The sequence below is a fragment of the Sphingomonas trueperi genome, from assembly GCF_040545665.1.
Taxonomy (GTDB): Bacteria; Pseudomonadota; Alphaproteobacteria; order Sphingomonadales; family Sphingomonadaceae; genus Sphingomonas; species Sphingomonas trueperi_B.
Map to the genome: position 1 here is coordinate 1216105 of NZ_JBEPMH010000001.1, position 16280 is coordinate 1232384.

General features: G+C 66.3%; 13 protein-coding genes and 1 pseudogene. 3 read left to right on the plus strand and 11 right to left on the minus strand.

The window, feature by feature from the left end; translation table 11 throughout:
* The first annotated feature begins 2 nt into the window (after positions 1-2).
* Complete coding sequence (locus ABIC65_RS05715; protein WP_354307362.1) at positions 3-1634, plus strand: FAD-dependent oxidoreductase; 1632 nt, start codon at positions 3-5, stop codon at positions 1632-1634.
* Between the two features lie 376 nt (positions 1635-2010).
* On the opposite strand, the gene ABIC65_RS05720 is transcribed toward ABIC65_RS05715, so the two are convergent.
* The 5 genes from ABIC65_RS05720 to ABIC65_RS05740 all read right to left on the minus strand — a co-directional run bounded on the left by ABIC65_RS05720 (position 2011) and on the right by ABIC65_RS05740 (position 4702).
* The gene (locus tag ABIC65_RS05720; protein WP_354307364.1) at positions 2011-2265 is read right to left on the minus strand and encodes a hypothetical protein; all 255 of its coding nucleotides are present in this window, start codon (positions 2263-2265) and stop codon (positions 2011-2013) included.
* A 3-nt stretch (positions 2266-2268) separates the two neighbouring features.
* On the minus strand, positions 2269-2412 hold the full coding sequence (locus ABIC65_RS05725) for a S1/P1 nuclease (protein WP_354307365.1): 144 nt from the start codon (positions 2410-2412) through the stop codon (positions 2269-2271).
* A gap of 88 nt (positions 2413-2500) precedes the next feature.
* Positions 2501-2989, minus strand: coding sequence for a GlcG/HbpS family heme-binding protein (locus ABIC65_RS05730; RefSeq protein ID WP_354307366.1), 489 nt, complete (start codon positions 2987-2989; stop codon positions 2501-2503).
* Positions 2990-3083: 94 nt separating this feature from the next.
* Positions 3084-3476, minus strand: coding sequence for a hydroxyisourate hydrolase (gene uraH, locus ABIC65_RS05735; protein ID WP_354307368.1), 393 nt, complete (start codon positions 3474-3476; stop codon positions 3084-3086).
* Complete coding sequence (locus tag ABIC65_RS05740) at positions 3473-4702, minus strand: amidohydrolase family protein (RefSeq protein WP_354307370.1); 1230 nt, start codon at positions 4700-4702, stop codon at positions 3473-3475. Before ABIC65_RS05740 ends, uraH begins: the two co-directional genes overlap by 4 nt.
* A gap of 101 nt (positions 4703-4803) precedes the next feature.
* Between ABIC65_RS05740 and ABIC65_RS05745 the strand changes: the two genes are divergently transcribed.
* The gene (locus tag ABIC65_RS05745) at positions 4804-5640 is read left to right on the plus strand and encodes a LysR family transcriptional regulator (RefSeq protein WP_354307372.1); all 837 of its coding nucleotides are present in this window, start codon (positions 4804-4806) and stop codon (positions 5638-5640) included.
* A 713-nt stretch (positions 5641-6353) separates the two neighbouring features.
* On the opposite strand, the gene ABIC65_RS05750 is transcribed toward ABIC65_RS05745, so the two are convergent.
* The 6 genes from ABIC65_RS05750 to kduD all read right to left on the minus strand — a co-directional run bounded on the left by ABIC65_RS05750 (position 6354) and on the right by kduD (position 15068).
* Positions 6354-6731: a hypothetical protein gene (locus tag ABIC65_RS05750; protein WP_354307374.1), complete on the minus strand. Its 378-nt coding sequence runs from the start codon at positions 6729-6731 to the stop codon at positions 6354-6356.
* A 166-nt stretch (positions 6732-6897) separates the two neighbouring features.
* Positions 6898-8517 carry a family 43 glycosylhydrolase gene (locus tag ABIC65_RS05755; protein WP_354307375.1) on the minus strand — a complete coding sequence of 540 codons (1620 nt, stop codon included), beginning with the start codon at positions 8515-8517 and terminating at the stop codon, positions 6898-6900.
* Positions 8517-9515, minus strand: a complete 999-nt coding sequence (locus ABIC65_RS05760; protein WP_354307377.1) for an alpha/beta hydrolase — start codon at positions 9513-9515, stop codon at positions 8517-8519. Before ABIC65_RS05760 ends, ABIC65_RS05755 begins: the two co-directional genes overlap by 1 nt.
* Positions 9516-9538: 23 nt before the next feature.
* Positions 9539-12439: a TonB-dependent receptor gene (locus tag ABIC65_RS05765; RefSeq protein WP_354307378.1), complete on the minus strand. Its 2901-nt coding sequence runs from the start codon at positions 12437-12439 to the stop codon at positions 9539-9541.
* 323 nt (positions 12440-12762) lie between these two features.
* Positions 12763-14316 carry a carboxylesterase/lipase family protein gene (locus ABIC65_RS05770; RefSeq protein WP_436286702.1) on the minus strand — a complete coding sequence of 518 codons (1554 nt, stop codon included), beginning with the start codon at positions 14314-14316 and terminating at the stop codon, positions 12763-12765.
* Positions 14313-15068 (minus strand): 2-dehydro-3-deoxy-D-gluconate 5-dehydrogenase KduD, encoded by a 756-nt coding sequence (gene kduD / locus ABIC65_RS05775; RefSeq protein WP_354307381.1) that lies wholly within the window; start codon positions 15066-15068, stop codon positions 14313-14315. Before kduD ends, ABIC65_RS05770 begins: the two co-directional genes overlap by 4 nt.
* 200 nt (positions 15069-15268) lie before the next feature.
* Here kduD and ABIC65_RS05780 point away from each other — a divergent pair.
* Positions 15269-16270, plus strand: a pseudogene (locus ABIC65_RS05780) (ATP-dependent helicase C-terminal domain-containing protein); the annotation flags it as partial.
* Positions 16271-16280 lie beyond the last annotated feature (10 nt).

Genomic DNA, 16280 nt, shown 5'->3' on the forward strand with positions numbered 1-16280 from the left:
GCATGCGATCAGTTCTCCTCGCTTCGGCGGCGCTGCTCGCCGCGTCTGCTCCGGCCATGGCGCGGCAGGCCCCGCCCCCCGCCGACATCGTCATCTATGGCTGCACCGCCGGGGGCGTGATGGCCGCGATCGAGGGCCGGCGCCTGGGGCGTAGCGTCACGCTGGTCTGCCGGGACGCCTATCTCGGCGGGATGACCACCAATGGTCTTAGCTGGTCCGATACCGGCAACCATCGTGCGATCGGCGGGCTGGCGCTCGAATTCTACCGGCGCGTGAAGCGGCATTATGACGACCCGGGCGCCTGGAACCACGCGCCGCGACCGGCACGCGCCGACAATTTCATCGACGATGGCGCGATGTGGCAGTTCGAACCCAAGGTCGCCGAGCGCATCCTGGAGGATTGGGTGCGCAGCGCCGGCGTCCGCGTCGAGCGAAGCCAGCCGCTCGACCGCGGCCGCCACGGGGTCGAGCGGCGCGGCGCGACGCTCGTCGCCTTCCGGTCGAAGGCGGGACGACGGTTCGCCGGACGCATGTTCATCGACGCAAGCTACGAGGGCGACCTGATGGCGGCCGCAGGGGTATCTTTTGCCGTGGGGCGCGAGGCGAACGCCACCTATGGCGAGACGCTGAACGGGGTCCAGCTTGGCAAGACGACCAACCATCAGTTCACGCTCGATATCGACCCGTACAGAATACCCGGGGACCCCGGCAGCGGCCTGCTGCCGCGGATCAGCGCCGAGAAGCCTGCACCTGACGGCAGCGCCGATACCAAGATCCAGGCCTATACCTATCGATTGTGCCTGACCGACGTGGCGTCCAACCGTCTGCCGCTGCCCAAGCCGGCGGGATACGACGCCAGCCAATATGCGCTGCTGCAGCGCTACATGGACGCGGGATATCGCAACTTCTTCCAGAAGTTCGATCGCATTCCGAACGGCAAGGCGGACGTGAACAATTTCGGCGCGTTCTCCACGGACAATATCGGCAGGAACTATCGCTATCCCCAGGGCAGCGACGCCGAACGCCAGGCGATCGCGGGCGAGCATGTCCGGTATCAGCAGGGCCTGTTGTGGTTCATGGCGCACGATCCGCACGTGCCGGCAGAGACCCGTGCGGAGATGGGGCGCTGGGGCCTGTGCCGCGACGAATTCACTGCCAGTGCCGGCTGGCCGCGGGAGATGTACGTCCGCGAGGCGCGGCGGATGGTTTCCGACTTCGTCATGGCGGAGCCGCAGGTGCGCGGCCTCCAGCCCACGCCGCGGCCGATCGGCATGGGCTCGTACCAGATGGACTCGCACAACACTCAGCGCATCGTCGACGCGCAGGGCCATGTGCGCAACGAGGGCAATATCGAGGTGCCCGTCGGCCACGCCTATCCCATCAGCTACGACGCTATCGTGCCGAAGCGTAAGGAGGCCCATAACCTCTTGGTTCCTGTCGCCCTGTCGGCGTCACACATCGCCTATGGCACGATCCGAATGGAACCGGTCTTCATGATCTTGGGTCAATCCGCGGCGGCTGCCGCAGATCTCGCGATCGAAGGCGAGCTGCCCGTGCAGGCAGTCCCCTATGCGCAGTTGCGGCAACGGCTGGTGGCAGAGGGCCAAATTCTGACGCTTGAAAAAGGATTATGAACGCCGACAGACACCGCACCGATTTGGCGTCCGCAGGCGACGGCCAACAGATTGATGATTGGCTGACAAGGGCAACTCTGTCCTGCAAGCGGGCTCGTCCGACGACCCGCCGCAACGATGCGAAAGACGCACAGGATAAGGTCAATTATTGAAGACCGATTACGCTTTCGGCATCGAATGGGGTTGTCAGCTATGTGGTCGAGAGCCGACACTCGTGCACGGGTCTTGAACGGCGTATTCTGGTCGACTTCTGCCGGAAGCCTGATCGACTTTTCTTGGGACAAAGGCACCGTGCGGGTACCCGGCATTCAATGGCGGGTTCGGATAGACTAGCTATTCCGAGCGCCCTGGAGACAGCCCAGCGACCGCTAACGCCTTATCCGCCACAATGTCCAAACATATCGTTCAGATAAGCCGCGAGATGCAGCCCGGATTTCGTCATCTGCGCGTGGAGCAGCGGCCGGGCATTGTAAAGATAGTCGCCATCGATGATCTTCGACTTGGGGTAGACCCGCGGATGCAACGCCCTTGCCTCTTCGACCCATGCCTCGGGATCGGGGCCAGACCAAGCGATCGCCTGCTTGCTCGTGACCCGGGCGAACAGATAGTCGGCCCACTCCGCGTAAGACATCTGCTAGCCGTCGATCAGCGTTGAATCCCATATCGTGTGCAAATTAGTCTGTTGGCCGCGCAACGTTACAATCTCATCATTGCCGCCCCGGTCGTGCGCGTTACCCGAATGCAGCGGCTGGTAATATTGACGAGATTGACACGGCACTTTCGTGTATGGCGCAGGCTAGCTTATTTGTAATTGGGGTTGCTGGCGATCGCGCCATACACAGACCGGTCGCAACTCTGCAGTTTGGTCATGAGGGTGCCGTCAATTTACTCATCACGCTCGCAATTGCCTCGGTCGCGCAGCGTTCGTCATTGGCCGATCCGCCGGAACCGGCGACGCCGATACCTCCGATCACGTCGCCATCAATGACAATCGGTACGCCACCGCCCAACAAAAGCAGTTCGGGCATTGTGAGGAGGTTACGGGACATCGGATCGGTCGCGGCGCGCGCCGCCAGCACTGTCGTGTTCGCCTTGGTCGACAAGGCGGTGAACGCCTTGCGCTGGGCGGCGAGCGTGTTGTGCGGACCGATGTCGTCGCCGCGCTGGAGCGAGACTAGATTCCCGCCGCGATCGACCACAGCCACCACGGCCTCCCGGCCTATCATGCGGCAAGACGCGAGCGCGGCCTGCGTGAGGCTGTTGGCGAGCGCCAGCGAAACGGTCTTTCGCTCCAGCGGCACCGCAAGCGTTGGTTCAGCGAACGCCGCTGGCAGGAGAAGAAGGAGGCTCAGCACAGCGGTGAGACCTTTCGCGGATAATCACTGCGCGGGGATTTCCGGCACTCGCCGCAATCAGCGCTGCTCAGCCGGCGAGGCATGCAAGCCATGTTCAGTTTCCCCGGTAGGTCGAATAGCCATAGGGACTGACGACGACAGGCACATGATAGTGCCCTGCCTTGTCGCTTACGCGGAACGTCAGCGTAATCTCCGGAAAGAATGGGCTTGCTGACGCATCGGGGTAGCCCGACATGTCGAACTGGAGCCGGTAGATTCCGGCGTCGAACAACTGGGAACCCCCAAAGCTGCGAACGCGACCGTCGGAATCGGTAATTGCGGCGCCGACCTTCTGCCAGCGGCCGTCATCGCCGCGCTTCGAGAGAGTTACGGGCACAGCCTTGCCACCAACGCCGCGGGCGAGATCGAGGACATGGGTAGAGATATCCGCAGCGGCGGAGGGGGTAGCGATGGCGCCGAGCAACAGCGCGAGAGCGATGGCTTTCATGGACGATATCCTTGCTGCGTTTGATAGTGGGGAAAGAGGGCTTCCAGTCGGCTTGGGGTCGACGGCACGATCGCGCCACGCTGGACAAGGCGACGCGCGCGCGGCGGTGCGGCGACTGCAGCCGCTGCGTTTGCCGCATCGACGATGACGAAGGTCGCTTCATCGCCGATGGCCATGCCGTAGCGATCGAGACCCACAACCGATGCGGCGTGCGTCGTGGCCATGTCCAACGCCGTGCCAAGGTCTTCGTCGCTGAAGAAGCCCGAACGGTATCCGATCATCATCGCACGGCCTAACATGTCGGCATCGCCATACGGCCACCACGCGTCGCGGACATTGTCGTTGCCGGCAAACACCCGCACGCCTGCAGCACGCAACATTTTGATCGGCGGGAATGCGCGGTTGCCGGGCGCATTGGTCATGATCGCAATGCCGGCTGCCGCCAGGATATCGGCGGTGCGGGCGGCTTGGTCGGGTGCGACATCTCCGAGCGCGTAGGCGTGGCTCACGACGACCTTGCCCTGCATCCCGATTGCGGTCGTCCATGCAGCGATACGGTGCAGTTGCACTATCCCCTGCGGGCCGGGTTCGTGGAGGTGGATGTCGATCTTCACGCCGTGGCGTTCCGCCAGACCGAACACCACGACTAGATGCGCGTCAGCATCTCCGTCGAATGCCGACGGATCCAAACCGCCAACGACGTCCGCGCCTTCGCGAAGGGCGGCATCTAGGAGATCCGCGGTCCCGGGCGAAGCGAGGATTCCGGCTTGGGGGAACGCGACGATCTCGACGTGGATCCGGTCCTTCCAGGGTTCGCACGCCGCCATCACTGCGTGAAGGGTATCGAGACCGAGCGAGGCATCGATGCCGACATGGCTGCGCATCGCGATCGTGCCGAAGCCATGTGCCTGCGCCAGCAGCGCCTCCGCACGATCGGTGATCGGCAATGCCTCTGCCAGCATCTGCTTCTCGATGTTCAGGCGCTCGCCGAGACTCGCGGCTGGGCGATGCGGGCACCAGTCACCACCGACGAAGCTTTTGTCGAGATGGATATGGCCATCGACGAACGCCGGTAGAACCAGAAGCCCTGACAGCTCAATGACAGCCGCATCGGCCGCCAGGGACGCCGGCTCGACGAAGCGACCATCCGATACCGCCAGATCGCCGATCTGGCCATCTTTGAGCACGGCATTTCGGAACAGGCGGGGTGCGACAGCGGTACGCATATTGGCGATCCTAGGATTGACGAGATTTCCTAATGGACGGGTGGCTCGACATTTACGAATGAGATATTTGCATAACGGACATTCAGGAATAGAATGCCGCCATGTTGGACCCGAGATTGCTCCGCACTTTCGTTGCGATCGCCGACGCCGCGAGCTTCACCACCGCAGCCGATCGTCTCCATTCCACCCAGTCCACGGTCAGCCAGCAACTAGGCCGCCTGGAAGCGGCGGTCGGTCAATCGCTGATCGATCGGTCGGCGAGGCCCATTTCGCCGACTGCTTCCGGCGAGCGATTGCTGGGCTATGCACGGCGGTTGCTCGCCTTGCAGAACGAGGCGGAGACGTTGCTGGCCGATCCATCAGGTACGATCACGATCCGCATCGGGGTGCCCGACGACGTCGTGACAATGTCCATGAGCCGTCAGTTCGCTCGCTTTGCCGAACGGCATCGCGAAATCCGGCTCGATGTGACGACAGGCCTCAGCCGCGATCTGACGCGACGGTTCCGTGCCGGCGAATTCGACATCGCCATCGTCAAGGAAGCGGTCGCCGATGGAGACGCCCGCGCCAGCTTTTCCGAACCTCTTGCATGGTTCGAAGCCCGCGACGTTTTCCGTGACTGGCCGGATCCCATCCCGCTCGTGACGTTTCCACCCGGCGGATTATACCGCGACCTCATGATCGACCGGATCGAGCGCGAGCGGCGGAATTGGTACATCGCATTTACCGGCAACAGCCTGGCCAGCGTCCTGTCTGCGATCGAGGCCGGACTGGGCGTATCGGTTTTGCCGATCAGCACGACGGGTGCACATGCCGTTCGCACCAGCGCCATTTTCTCCGCGGAAGCGCCACTTCTACTGTCCATCTACGCATGGGAAGCGGCCGGAGCGACCGGCGAACTCCTTGCCGCAATGATCGATGTGATATCCAAGCGCTAACAAGCATCGAGCCTCGACCCGGGGCTGTGACTGACAAACCATATGACACTGGCGTGGAGGTGAATTCTGGCGAGGAAGGTGGCGACGGTTCGTTCGGCGTCGCCAGACCTTGCGGTGGCGAAACGTGCGCTCGATAGCGTCGAGGCTCCTTGTAGTAAGGTGCGACTGAACCGGCCCGCCCAAGGTCGGTTGGCCCGGCCGGAATATCAGGGTCGCGTCCCGTCGCTTGATCAGGTTGCGGTCACGGTTGGTTTCTAGGCGCAGTCGCATGGGCGCTGTGGCGAGATAGCAGGCCATCCAGCAACGCCTCAACTTCTCGACCCATGCCGCGTCCGAACCGCAACCTGCGAGTTGCTTCTTCAGGAGAAAAGCGTCCGCCAAGTCGAACGAAGCGAGCGAACGACCGCGGCGGGCTTCGCGAGGAAGCATGCCTGAGCGCCCCCCTTCGGACCGAGCTGATAATGATCGGAGCATCGCTGCGCCGAGAAGGTCTCGTGCCGACCATGGGACGGGTTCTGGCAGAACCCGTCGTTTAGCGGCGAGCTAGCGAACTACGCAATCTGGTCGGGAGCCGCCGAACGATCGTGGGACATCTCCGACGTTGGTAATTGCCCAAGCAGATCGCGTTTGTGCTTCGAACCCGATTCACGAAAAGGGGAGTGGGGCCCGACTCCTGGGGCTCCACTTTCGCTGCGGTGCGGTAAGTACTTGCGTTAAGATGCGTATTCCAATCCGTTCGATTCCTGCAACCCCTTCCCGCAGACATACAAGAACGTCGAAATCGTCAGATTTTCGTCATTTTTGATGATATGGTAGGCATCGAAAGTCGGGTCGATCCATTGGAAACCGCGGCCCCTGACGGTATCAGCACTGCGCCGCCGGAGCAGATGCCGCCATGCCCACCGCTGCCGCCGTCCGTCGCGTTCGAGATCATGCAGGGCTGGACCGGCAGCTGCGGTGCATGTCGTCCACGGCGTACCCGTCCCCGAGGCGCGCGCCTGGCCGTGATCGGCCCGGACGGGCAGCGCGCTGCCGCTGACCCAGGCCGGATCCAGCTGCAATCCGAACGTGCGGAAACCTGCTTCCGCCACATCACGTTGGCCCCATCACAAGCCTGCCGAAGGCCGTCGCTGCGCAAGGCTGAGGAAGGGCGATCGTGGAAGAATAGAGCCTCTTCAAGTTGACCGTTTACGGTCAACGACTCGGAAAATGCGGCAATCGAAAATCTAGAGCGTCTTCGCCCAAGGTGAAAACGCTCTAGCCTTCGAATGGGGTCTGACGTTCCGGCACGTCGAGAAGCGCCTGAAAGCGGAAGTCCCGGAAGCGTGCGCGTCCCGAGCCGGCGCAGTAGAGTCCCGGGCGCAGCATCAGGAAGCCGCCGCGCACATTGTGGTGATAGCCGGATACCTCCATGCCGCGATCGAAGCGCCGCCAGCGCTGCCCTTTGTCATCGCGCGTCCAGAGCGACACGATGTGCCGGCGGTTCACCACGCGCATTCGCAAGGCGCGGCCATGCGGATTGGGCGGACGACCGCGCTCCGCCCCATATTGATGCGTCACGAAACGCTCCGCGTCGAAGCCCAGCCCGCAATAGAGCCGGTCGTCATAGAACAGTACCAGGCCCGCAGTGGCGCCGCCGTCGATCTCGATCGTGCATTCGAACTGGTACGCCTGGTCCCCGGCAGTGAGCAGCAACGGCGAGGAATTATGCGGTGCGGTGCCGCGAGCGGCGAGTTCGAGCACGCCGCCGGCGACATGCACACGCCCGGCTTCATCGGGCTCCGGCCGGAAGAAGTTCCACTTCCTTCCCAGGTCCAAGGCTTCGAACCGGTCGGAAAGCGGCTGAACATGCGGCACGGCGCTGCCGCCGCGGGGCTTGGCGATGGGTGCGGAAAGGTCGCCGCCGGTCATGCGGAACCACCCGTCGGCAGTCCAGCGAACTGGATCGAGCAGCGCCTGCCGCCCGAGCGTCCAGAAGCCGTTCTCATAGCCGTGATACACCGACCACCAGGATCCGTCCGGCGCCTCGACCAGGCTGGCATGGCCCCGGCACCACCAGCGCTCGCTTTCGTCCTGCGTGCGCACGACCGGGTTGCCCGGATCATTCTCCCACGGCCCATGGATCGATCGGGATCGGGCGACGATCACCATATGTCCCGTGGGCGGTCCCGCGGTGCCGCCCACCGCCGTGATCATGTAGAACCAGCCGCCCCGCCGCACGATCTTCGGCCCTTCGGGCGAGAAGCTCTCGACGTCCCAATCCTCGGGATAGCGCCAGGGATCATAGACATGCTCGACCGGGCCGGCGACCGACAGCCCATCCGCCGCCAGCCGCACGCGGTCGCCGCCGGAGAGGAAGAGCCAGCGCGATCCATCCTCGCCGACCGCGTGGCACGGATCGATATGCGCGTGCAGCCCGAGGTCGATCGGGTCGCTCCAGGGACCGTCGATATGGTCCGCCCAGAGCACATAGATCGTGTTGGGCGATGCCTTCACCGGCACGTACAGGAAATAGCGGCCGCCATGTTTCTCGAGACTGACCGCCCACACCGAGCCGATGTTGCGGGTCAGCGCAGCCCGGCGCGGCTGCCAGTTCACGAGATCGCGGCTGTGCCAGATCGTCAGCCCCGGATAGCTGTCGAAGCTGGAGAAGGTCATGTAATAGTCGGCGCCGTCCTTCAGGATGGCGGGATCGGGATGATCGCCGGCGAGCAGCGGGTTGAGGAAGCGCCCGTCGCCGAGATCGGGCTTCCGCTGGTCGTCGAAACCGCGGGCCCAGGCGACCTCTGGCGCCCGCCGCGCCCCCGACCCGGCGAGTGCCGGCGCCCCTGCCCCGGCCACCGCGCCCGCCAGGAGATGCCGTCGGCCGATCCGCATCACGCGAGCCCCCGCGCCTCGGCCCAGCGGCGAAACAGGTCGGGCCATGCGGCGACGGGCTTGCCGGCCGCCAGCCGAAGGCCGAAGCCGTGCCCGCCCTCCGGGAAGAGATGCGTTTCCGCTACCACGCCTGCCGCCCGCAGCGCCGCGCGCATCTCCAGCGTGTTTTCCACCGGCACGCTCGAATCGTCTTCGGCGTGGAGCAGGAAGCAGGGCGGCGTCCGTGCCGTGACGTTCCGTGCAGGCGTGTGGGCGCGTTCCAGCGCCGGGCTAGCCTGCGCGCCCAGCAGCTGCGTCCGCGACCCGGGATGTGCCGTCGGCAGCGTCATCGACTGGACCGCATAGAGCAGCGCGGCGCCGTCCGGGCGGGCAGAGAGACGGTCCGCCGCATCCACCGCGGCATAGGTCGGGGCATCGAAGCGGGTCGCGAGATCGGCGCAGAGGTGACCGCCCGCCGAGAAGCCCATCGCGACCACCCTGTCCGGCCGGATGCCATAGTGCACCGCGCGCGACCGCAGGATCCGCATCGCCCGCTGCGCATCGGAGAGCGCAACGTCCGGCCCCGCGGCCCATCCCTCGCCCGGCAGCCGGTAGAACAGCACGAAGGCGGTAAAGCCGCGCGCCGCCAGCCAGCGGCCCATCTCATAGCCTTCCTTGTCGACCACCACCCAGCGATAGCCGCCGCCGGGGAAGAGCAGTACCGCGGTCCCGTTGGGGCGTTCCGGCCGGAACACGACGAGCCTGGGACGGTTGATCCCATGGACGGCGCGGTCGGCAAGCCGCGGGTCCTTGCTCCGCTCGTCGACGGTTTCCACGAGCGGCGTGCCGGGCATCCCCGGCGCACCGTCCGGCCAAAGTTCGATCGTCTCGCGCGGATCGGCCTGACCCGGAACCTGCCTGCCGGGAACCGCGGGCGGCGCGGTCTGCCCCGCCGCGACCCCGCCGATGCCGAGGGCAAGCGTTCCGAACAAGGCGCTTCTGCGGTCGATTCCCGGCATCCCGGCCCTCCCCTTCGCGCCGCTCACATCTTGAGGCGCGCGCCAATCAGGAACGTGCGGCCGAAGTGATTATATTCATAGTTCCGATTGGCATCGAGATCGGTGTAGCGATCGCGATAGTCGTCGGTGAGGTTGGTGCCTTCGAGCGATACCTCGACGTTCGGCGTGATCTTGTAGCGGATCGAGGCATCGACGTTGAGCGAGGAATTATAGCCCTCGAAGATGTTGCCGGTGCCGGAGCCGCCATCGATATACGGCCCGCGATAGCTCACCGAACCGCGCGCGCTGAACTTCTGGTCCTCGTAATAGAGCGTACCGTTATAGGCGCGCTTCGACAGCCCATAGAGCGTCTCGGTGCGCGTCACTGCGACCAGCGCGCCTCCCGGTGCGACCGCCGGGCCACTCTGGGTATAGGCAGCATCCGAATCGATGAAGGTCGCGTTGGCGATCACGCCGAAATTCTTGAGGAACCCCGGCAGGAAGCGGAAGGCGGTCTGGAACGAGACTTCCATGCCCTTCAGCGACGCACCGGTGCCGTTGGTGATCGTGCTGATCTGCCAGATCTGCCCCTCCGGGTTCGACGCCGCGGGCGAGCTCGGCGGGATGATCGAAAGCGGCAGGCCGGTCGACGCATAGGTGCCGGAGGTGGTCACCGACACGGGGAAGCTCTCTACGTTCTTCTTGAACAGCGCGACCGAGAAGATCGATTGCGGCGCGAAATACCATTCGGCGGCAATATCATAGGAGGTCGCGCGGAACGGCTCGAGCTGCGGGTTGCCGAAGCTGATCCGGTAGTTGAACCCGTCGACAGAGCCGCCGGGGGTCAGATTGCCCAGCGTCGGACGTGTCATCACCTTCGAGACGGCGCCGCGCAGGATCACCTTCTCGGTCGGGAACAGCGCGACGTTGAGCGCCGGCAGCCAGTCGTCATAGTTGCGCTTTACCGTCACCGCCACGCCGTTGTTCAGGCCGGTGGAGGTCTGGTCGGTGCGGACATAGCGCATGCCGGCATTGGCGGCGTAGCGCAGGCCGAACAGGTCGCCCTTCACGTCAAACTCGAGATAGCCGCCCTTCACCGCCTCGACGACGTTGCGGATGTTGCCCGCGTCGATCGCCAGCGGACGGTTGTAGAGGCCGGTATATTTCGCCGACGCGTCGATATTGGGGATCAGGAAGCTGGTGGTCGTGCCCGCAGGCTGGCCGGCATTGCCGAGATTGAACGTCTCGCCCAGCCCTGCCGCCGGATAGCCATAGACCGCACCCGGCGCGAAGACCTGGCTCGATGCCGAGCAGGTCACGTTGCCCAGCACCGCGTCGCGCGCGGCTGCCGTGCTGGTCGGGCAGACCACGGCGTCGCGGGTATAGGCGACCGAGTCGAAGGAGAAGCGGCGATAGACCCCGCCCGCCTTGACCTGGAAGCCGTCGGTCACGTCCCACTCGGTGCGCAACTGCGCCGTGCGGAACTTGTTGGTGACGTTGGAAGGCCGATCGCGGATCTCGGCGAGCTGGAAGTTCGCCGGATCGGTCACGCTGGTGCCGAAGGTCAGCTTCGGCTGCCACATGTTGGTATAGTCGTAGCTGTAGTTCTGCGCGGTACGGTTGTCGAAGACGAAGGTCGTCTCGACCGGGATGTTCGCATCCGATTTGGAAATGCCGCCGAGCAGGGTGAAGCGGAGCTTGTCGGTAACGTCCTGGTCCCAGCTGCCGCCGATCTGATAGAATTCGGTCTGCGATTTGCGCAGATAATGCTCGGTGCGGACCCAGGCATCGTTGAGCGTCGCCGACACCATGTTGCCCTTGGTGTCATAGGTCGGGTTCAGCAGGTCGATCGAGCGCTCGTTGGAGCGCAGCAGCACCTCGCCCCATTTTTCCTCGCGCGTCTCCTTGAAGCGCGAATAGAGGCCGTCGATCGAGATTTTGGTGCGGTCGCTGGGCGCGAACTGGACGCTGCCGGTGATGCCCAGCCGCTCGCGATCGTGCCGCACCTCGCCATAGCGCGGGATGCGCGGGTGGAAGGCGAGCGCCGCCTGGTTGCATGCCGCGCTGGAACGATAGGTGCCGCCGCTGTTGCGTACGGGCGTCGTGCCGGTGGCGCTGTTGTAGAAGCAGGGCGTGCCGTTCACCGAGTCGAAGCGCGCCTGCGCCCAGCGCACCGTGTTGTTGCCCAGCTCGAGATTGTTGGTCTTGCTGTACGCCGCCGAAACCGAGGCGCCGAAAGTGCCGGCCTCGTTCTTCCAGGAGAGCAGACCCGCCAGGCGCGGCCGCACGTTCTTGGAGAGATCATTGTAGCTGGCCTGTGCTGATCCGACCGCAGTGAAGCCGGTCTTGCCGGCCAGCGGGTTGCCGGTGTTGAGGTCGACCACCGCGCCCAGCGAGCCCTCGTCCAGCGAGGCCTCCGCCGTCTTGTGGACGACGATCGAGGTGAACAGCTCGGACGCGAACACGTTGAAATCGAACGCGCGATCGCGGTTCGCGCTGGCGCCGTCGGTCGAGGTCGCCACCGTCTCCATGCCGTTGACCCGAACCCGGGTGAACTGCGCGCCGAGACCGCGCACGGTGATCGCCCGGCCCTCGCCCGCATCGCGCTGGATCGAGATGCCCGGGATGCGCTGCAGCGACTCCGCCAGATTCTGGTCCGGGAACTTGGCGATGTCTTCCGCGACGATCGCATCGACCGCCGCCACCGAGTCGCGCTTCACGTTGAGCGCCGCGTCGAGCGAGCGACGAAAGCCGGTGACGATGATTTCCTGATTTTGGGCCTGTCCGGCATCGATGTCGGTCGACGGCGCCGTCTGCGGGCCATCCGGTGACACCTGCGCCGCGGCCGCCATCGGCGCAGCCAGCGCCAGGATCAGCGCGCCCGCCGAAACGCCCCGCAAGTGCCGCATGCGTGCCTGTCCCGGCACCGAGAACCCCTCAGCCATCTCTCTCTCCCTTCGTCCCGCAGGACGGTCCGTTCTGAAAGCGGCGGCGCGTTTCTGCGCGCTACCATCGTCCAATCCGTGGGAAGGGCCCTTGCACGCGATGTCCGCGCGTCTGTTCGATCCTCCCCGGGGTCCACGGGTCTCCGCCCGCTGTCCCCACGCCTTTTCTGCGCGCGATGGTAACCGGTGTCAACAGGCGTTTCTCGGCGTGAATGGGGTCTTTTTTGTCTTTGGTTTGCTGCGTTGCAGACAGGACGGATCGCACCGCGGTCACGAGGCCACGATGGGTCCGCCGTTCGATCGTTCCTGCCCAGGATCGCCGGTCAGGTACCGGGCTGGATATAGGGGACGCGCGCGAACAGCTCGCGCTGCCAGCGACGCGGATCGTTCTCGACATGGCTCTGCGCGTCGAACACCATCGTCGCACGGGTCGCGAGGTCGTAGCGCGGCCAGCGCGGCGTGCCCGCAGGATTGGGGTCCCCGGTCCGGGCGAAGGCGAGGAAGCGGTCCTGCATCGCCGCGCTCGCGGCGCGCGCATCAGCGGCCGTGCCGGTCTGCGATCCCTTCGCGGCGAGGGTCCCGAACACCAGCGGGATGTCCATGGTGTGGAAGGCGCCCCGCCGCGGGTCGGTCCGCGAGGTGAAGTCCACCTGATATACGAAGGTGGGCGCACCTGCAGCGGCCCGCGCCTCGGCCTCGATCACCTGGCCGCGCCAGCTGCGGCCCGCGGTGGTGGCGGCATAGAAGATCTCGGTGGGCGACCAGTCGGGGAAATGCGCGCGATATTGCGCCACCACCCATTCGGGCAGAATGTCGATCTTGAGCTCGGGCGCCATCCGCGCCGCGAGATTGTCCCAGTCGAGCCCGCGCACCTTCTCCGAATCGGGAGAAAGGAACGCCCTGGTCTCGTCGCGGACATTGCCGAGGAGCATCGGGATCGCGTTGCCCAGCGGATTGGCGTCCGGCCAGAACGGGTGGCGCGTGAGCCACTTCATGTCGAGCACCGGCCCGAAATACAGGCCGCCGCCCAGGATCGGGTCCGTGGTGTCCAGCGCTTCCACGAGCCGCGCCACCGGCAGCTCGAGCAGCGGGGAAAGATCGCGCTCCGAGAGCTTCAGCGCCGCGAGATAGGCGCGCGCCCGCGCCGTGGCGTTGAGCGGGCCCGAGGCGGTCACCTGCTGGCCGCTCATCGTCGCGGCACGGTGGAACAGGCCCTGCGCGGCCGGCATGCCCAGCATCGTCGCGATCTTGGCCCCGCCGCCGGACTGGCCGAACACCATCACGCGCTGCGGATCCCCGCCGAACGCGGCAATATTGGCGCGCACCCATTGCAGCGCCAGGATCAGGTCCAGCTGCCCGGCATTGCCGCTATCGGCGAAGCGCGGGTCGAACCGCGCAAGATAGAGATAGCCGAGCGCGTTGAGCCGGTGGTTGACGGTGACCACCACCACGTCGCCCCGTGCGGCGAGCGCCGCGCCGTCGTTGAGCGGATCGGTGACGCTGCCGTTCGAATAGGCGCCGCCATGGATGTACAGCATCACCGGCTTGCGCGCCCGGCTGTCCGCGTCGGTGGTCCAGATGTTGAGGTAGAGACAGTCCTCGTCCTGCGGGCCATAGGGGCCGCGCTGCGGGCAGACCGGACCGAAGCGGTCGGCGGCGAAGGTCTGCCCCGGTGCCACGAAGGCACCCGGCGCGCGAAAGCGCGGAGCCGTGCCGTATCGAATGCCGCGAAACGTCCGCACGCCGCCGGAGCGGGTGCCGATGAAGTCCCCCGCCGCGGTGCGGACCACGCTGTCCGGGGCCGCCCGCGCAGCCGTCGCGGCGACCAGCGCCGCCCCCGCCCCGAGCGCCCCGCGCCGCGTCCAGCCCTGGCTCACCGCGCGAGCCATCCGCCGTCGACCGCGAGGATATGCCCCTGCACATAGGCCGCCGCATCGGAGGCAAGGAACACCGCAGCACCGGCCAGATCCTCCGGCGCCCCCCAGCGCCCCGCGGGTATCCGGTCGAGGATCGCGGCGTTGCGGGTCTCGTCCGCCTGCAGCGCGGCGGTGTTGTTGGTGGCGATATAGCCCGGCGCGATCGCGTTGACCGTCACCCCGTGCGGCGCCCATTCATTGGCCAGCAGCTTGGTGAGACCGCCTACCCCCGCCTTGGACGCGGTATAGCTCGGTACCCGGATGCCGCCCTGGAAGGTGAGCATCGACGCGATGTTGATGATCCGTCCCTTCCCTTGCGCGATCATGTGCCGCCCGGCCGCCTGGCTGAGGAAGAACACCGATTTGAGATTGGTGTCGATCACCGCGTCCCAATCCGCCTCGGTGAAGTCGACGGCGTCGGCGCGGCGGATGATGCCGGCGTTATTGACCAGGATATCCAGCCGCCCGAGCCGCGCGAGCGTCTCGTCGACCACCTCCTCGACCGGGGCAATCGTCGACAGGTCGGCGGAGACGATCTCCGCCCGTCGACCGAGTGCGGCGATCTTGGCCGCCGTTTCCTCGGCAGGCGTGCGGCCGACACAGGCGACATCCGCGCCCGCCGCCGCCAGCGCGACGGCGATCGCCTGCCCGATGCCGGTATTCGCGCCGGTGACGACGGCCACCCGGCCGGTGAGATCGAAGGGGTTGGTCATCGCGAATCCTCCTCCCCCTCCCGCTTGCGGGAGGGGGACGGGGGGTGGGCCCCCGCTATCCGTGAAGTGCGCCGCGCGCGAAGGCCGGGGGGGCCCCCCCCCCCCCCCCCCCCCCCCCCCGGGGGGGGGGGGGGGGGGGGGGGGCCCCCCGCTATCCGTGAAGTGCGCCGCGCGCGAAGGCCGGGGGCCCACCCCCCGACCCCCTCCCGCGCGCGGGAGGGGGAGCGCAAGGAGAAGAGGTCGCCCTCTGCGTCGCGCTCGCCTTCCCCGATCGCGTGGCGAAGCGGCGCGACGGCTCCGGCGAGACCTGGGCCTCGGTGGGCGGCCGCGGCTTCAAGCTGGACCCGACTTCGCCGCTCGCCCGCGCCGACTGGCTCGCCGTGGCGGAGACGCAGGGCATGGCTGCCGGCGCGCGGATCCTTTCCGCCGCGTCGATCGACGCGGCCACGGTCGAATCGCTGTTCGCCGATCGTATCGAGACGCGCCGCACCGTGACCTTCGATCCCGCCACCGGCCGAATCGAGGCACTGCGCGAACGCCGGCTCGGCGCCGTGCGGCTGTCGGGCGGCAGCGACTCGGCAGCAACCCCGGCAGAGATCGAATCGGCGCTGCTGGAGGGCGTTCGCGCGCATGGTCTTCACCTGCTCCCCTGGTCCGATACCGCGCAGGCGCTTCGCACCCGCGGCGCCTATGCGGGCATGGAAGCGCTGACCGACGAAGCGCTGCTCGCCACGCTCGACGACTGGCTCCCCGCCGCATTGGCGGGCAAGCGCCGCCTCGATGCGGTCCCGCCCGAATCGCTCACCCAGGCGCTGCAGAACCTGCTCGGTTGGGACGGGCAGAAGACGCTCGATCGCCTCGCCCCTGCGCGCTTCGAGACGCCTGCGGGCTCGTCCCATCCGATCGACTATGCCGCCGAGGCCGGCCCCACCGTGGAGGTGCGCGTCCAGGCGCTGTTCGGCCTCGCCGAGCATCCGATGATCGGCGGCAATGTGCCGCTGGTGCTCAGCCTCACCTCGCCCGCAGGCCGCCCTATCCAGACGACGCGCGACCTGCCGGGTTTCTGGAAGGGCAGCTGGGCGGCGGTCGCCAAGGAAATGCGCGGCCGCTATCCCCGTCATCCCTGGCCGGACGATCCCGCCGCGGCCTCCGCAACGCTACGGACGAAAAACGCTGATGCAAGGGCGCGCGGGGCGCGCTAAAGGGTGGCCC

Bases quoted from the DNA above. Each gene is read 5' to 3' on its own strand.
- ABIC65_RS05715 (WP_354307362.1), top strand. From the start codon at position 3: ATGCGATCAGTTCTCCTCGCTTCGGCGGCGCTGCTCGCCGCGTCTGCT.
- ABIC65_RS05720 (WP_354307364.1), bottom strand. From the start codon at position 2,265: ATGTCTTACGCGGAGTGGGCCGACTATCTGTTCGCCCGGGTCACGAGC.
- uraH (WP_354307368.1), bottom strand. From the start codon at position 3,476: ATGAAAGCCATCGCTCTCGCGCTGTTGCTCGGCGCCATCGCTACCCCC.
- ABIC65_RS05740 (WP_354307370.1), bottom strand. From the start codon at position 4,702: ATGCGTACCGCTGTCGCACCCCGCCTGTTCCGAAATGCCGTGCTCAAA.
- ABIC65_RS05745 (WP_354307372.1), top strand. From the start codon at position 4,804: ATGTTGGACCCGAGATTGCTCCGCACTTTCGTTGCGATCGCCGACGCC.
- ABIC65_RS05755 (WP_354307375.1), bottom strand. From the start codon at position 8,517: ATGCGGATCGGCCGACGGCATCTCCTGGCGGGCGCGGTGGCCGGGGCA.
- ABIC65_RS05760 (WP_354307377.1), bottom strand. From the start codon at position 9,515: ATGCCGGGAATCGACCGCAGAAGCGCCTTGTTCGGAACGCTTGCCCTC.
- ABIC65_RS05765 (WP_354307378.1), bottom strand. From the start codon at position 12,439: ATGGCTGAGGGGTTCTCGGTGCCGGGACAGGCACGCATGCGGCACTTG.
- kduD (WP_354307381.1), bottom strand. From the start codon at position 15,068: ATGACCAACCCCTTCGATCTCACCGGCCGGGTGGCCGTCGTCACCGGC.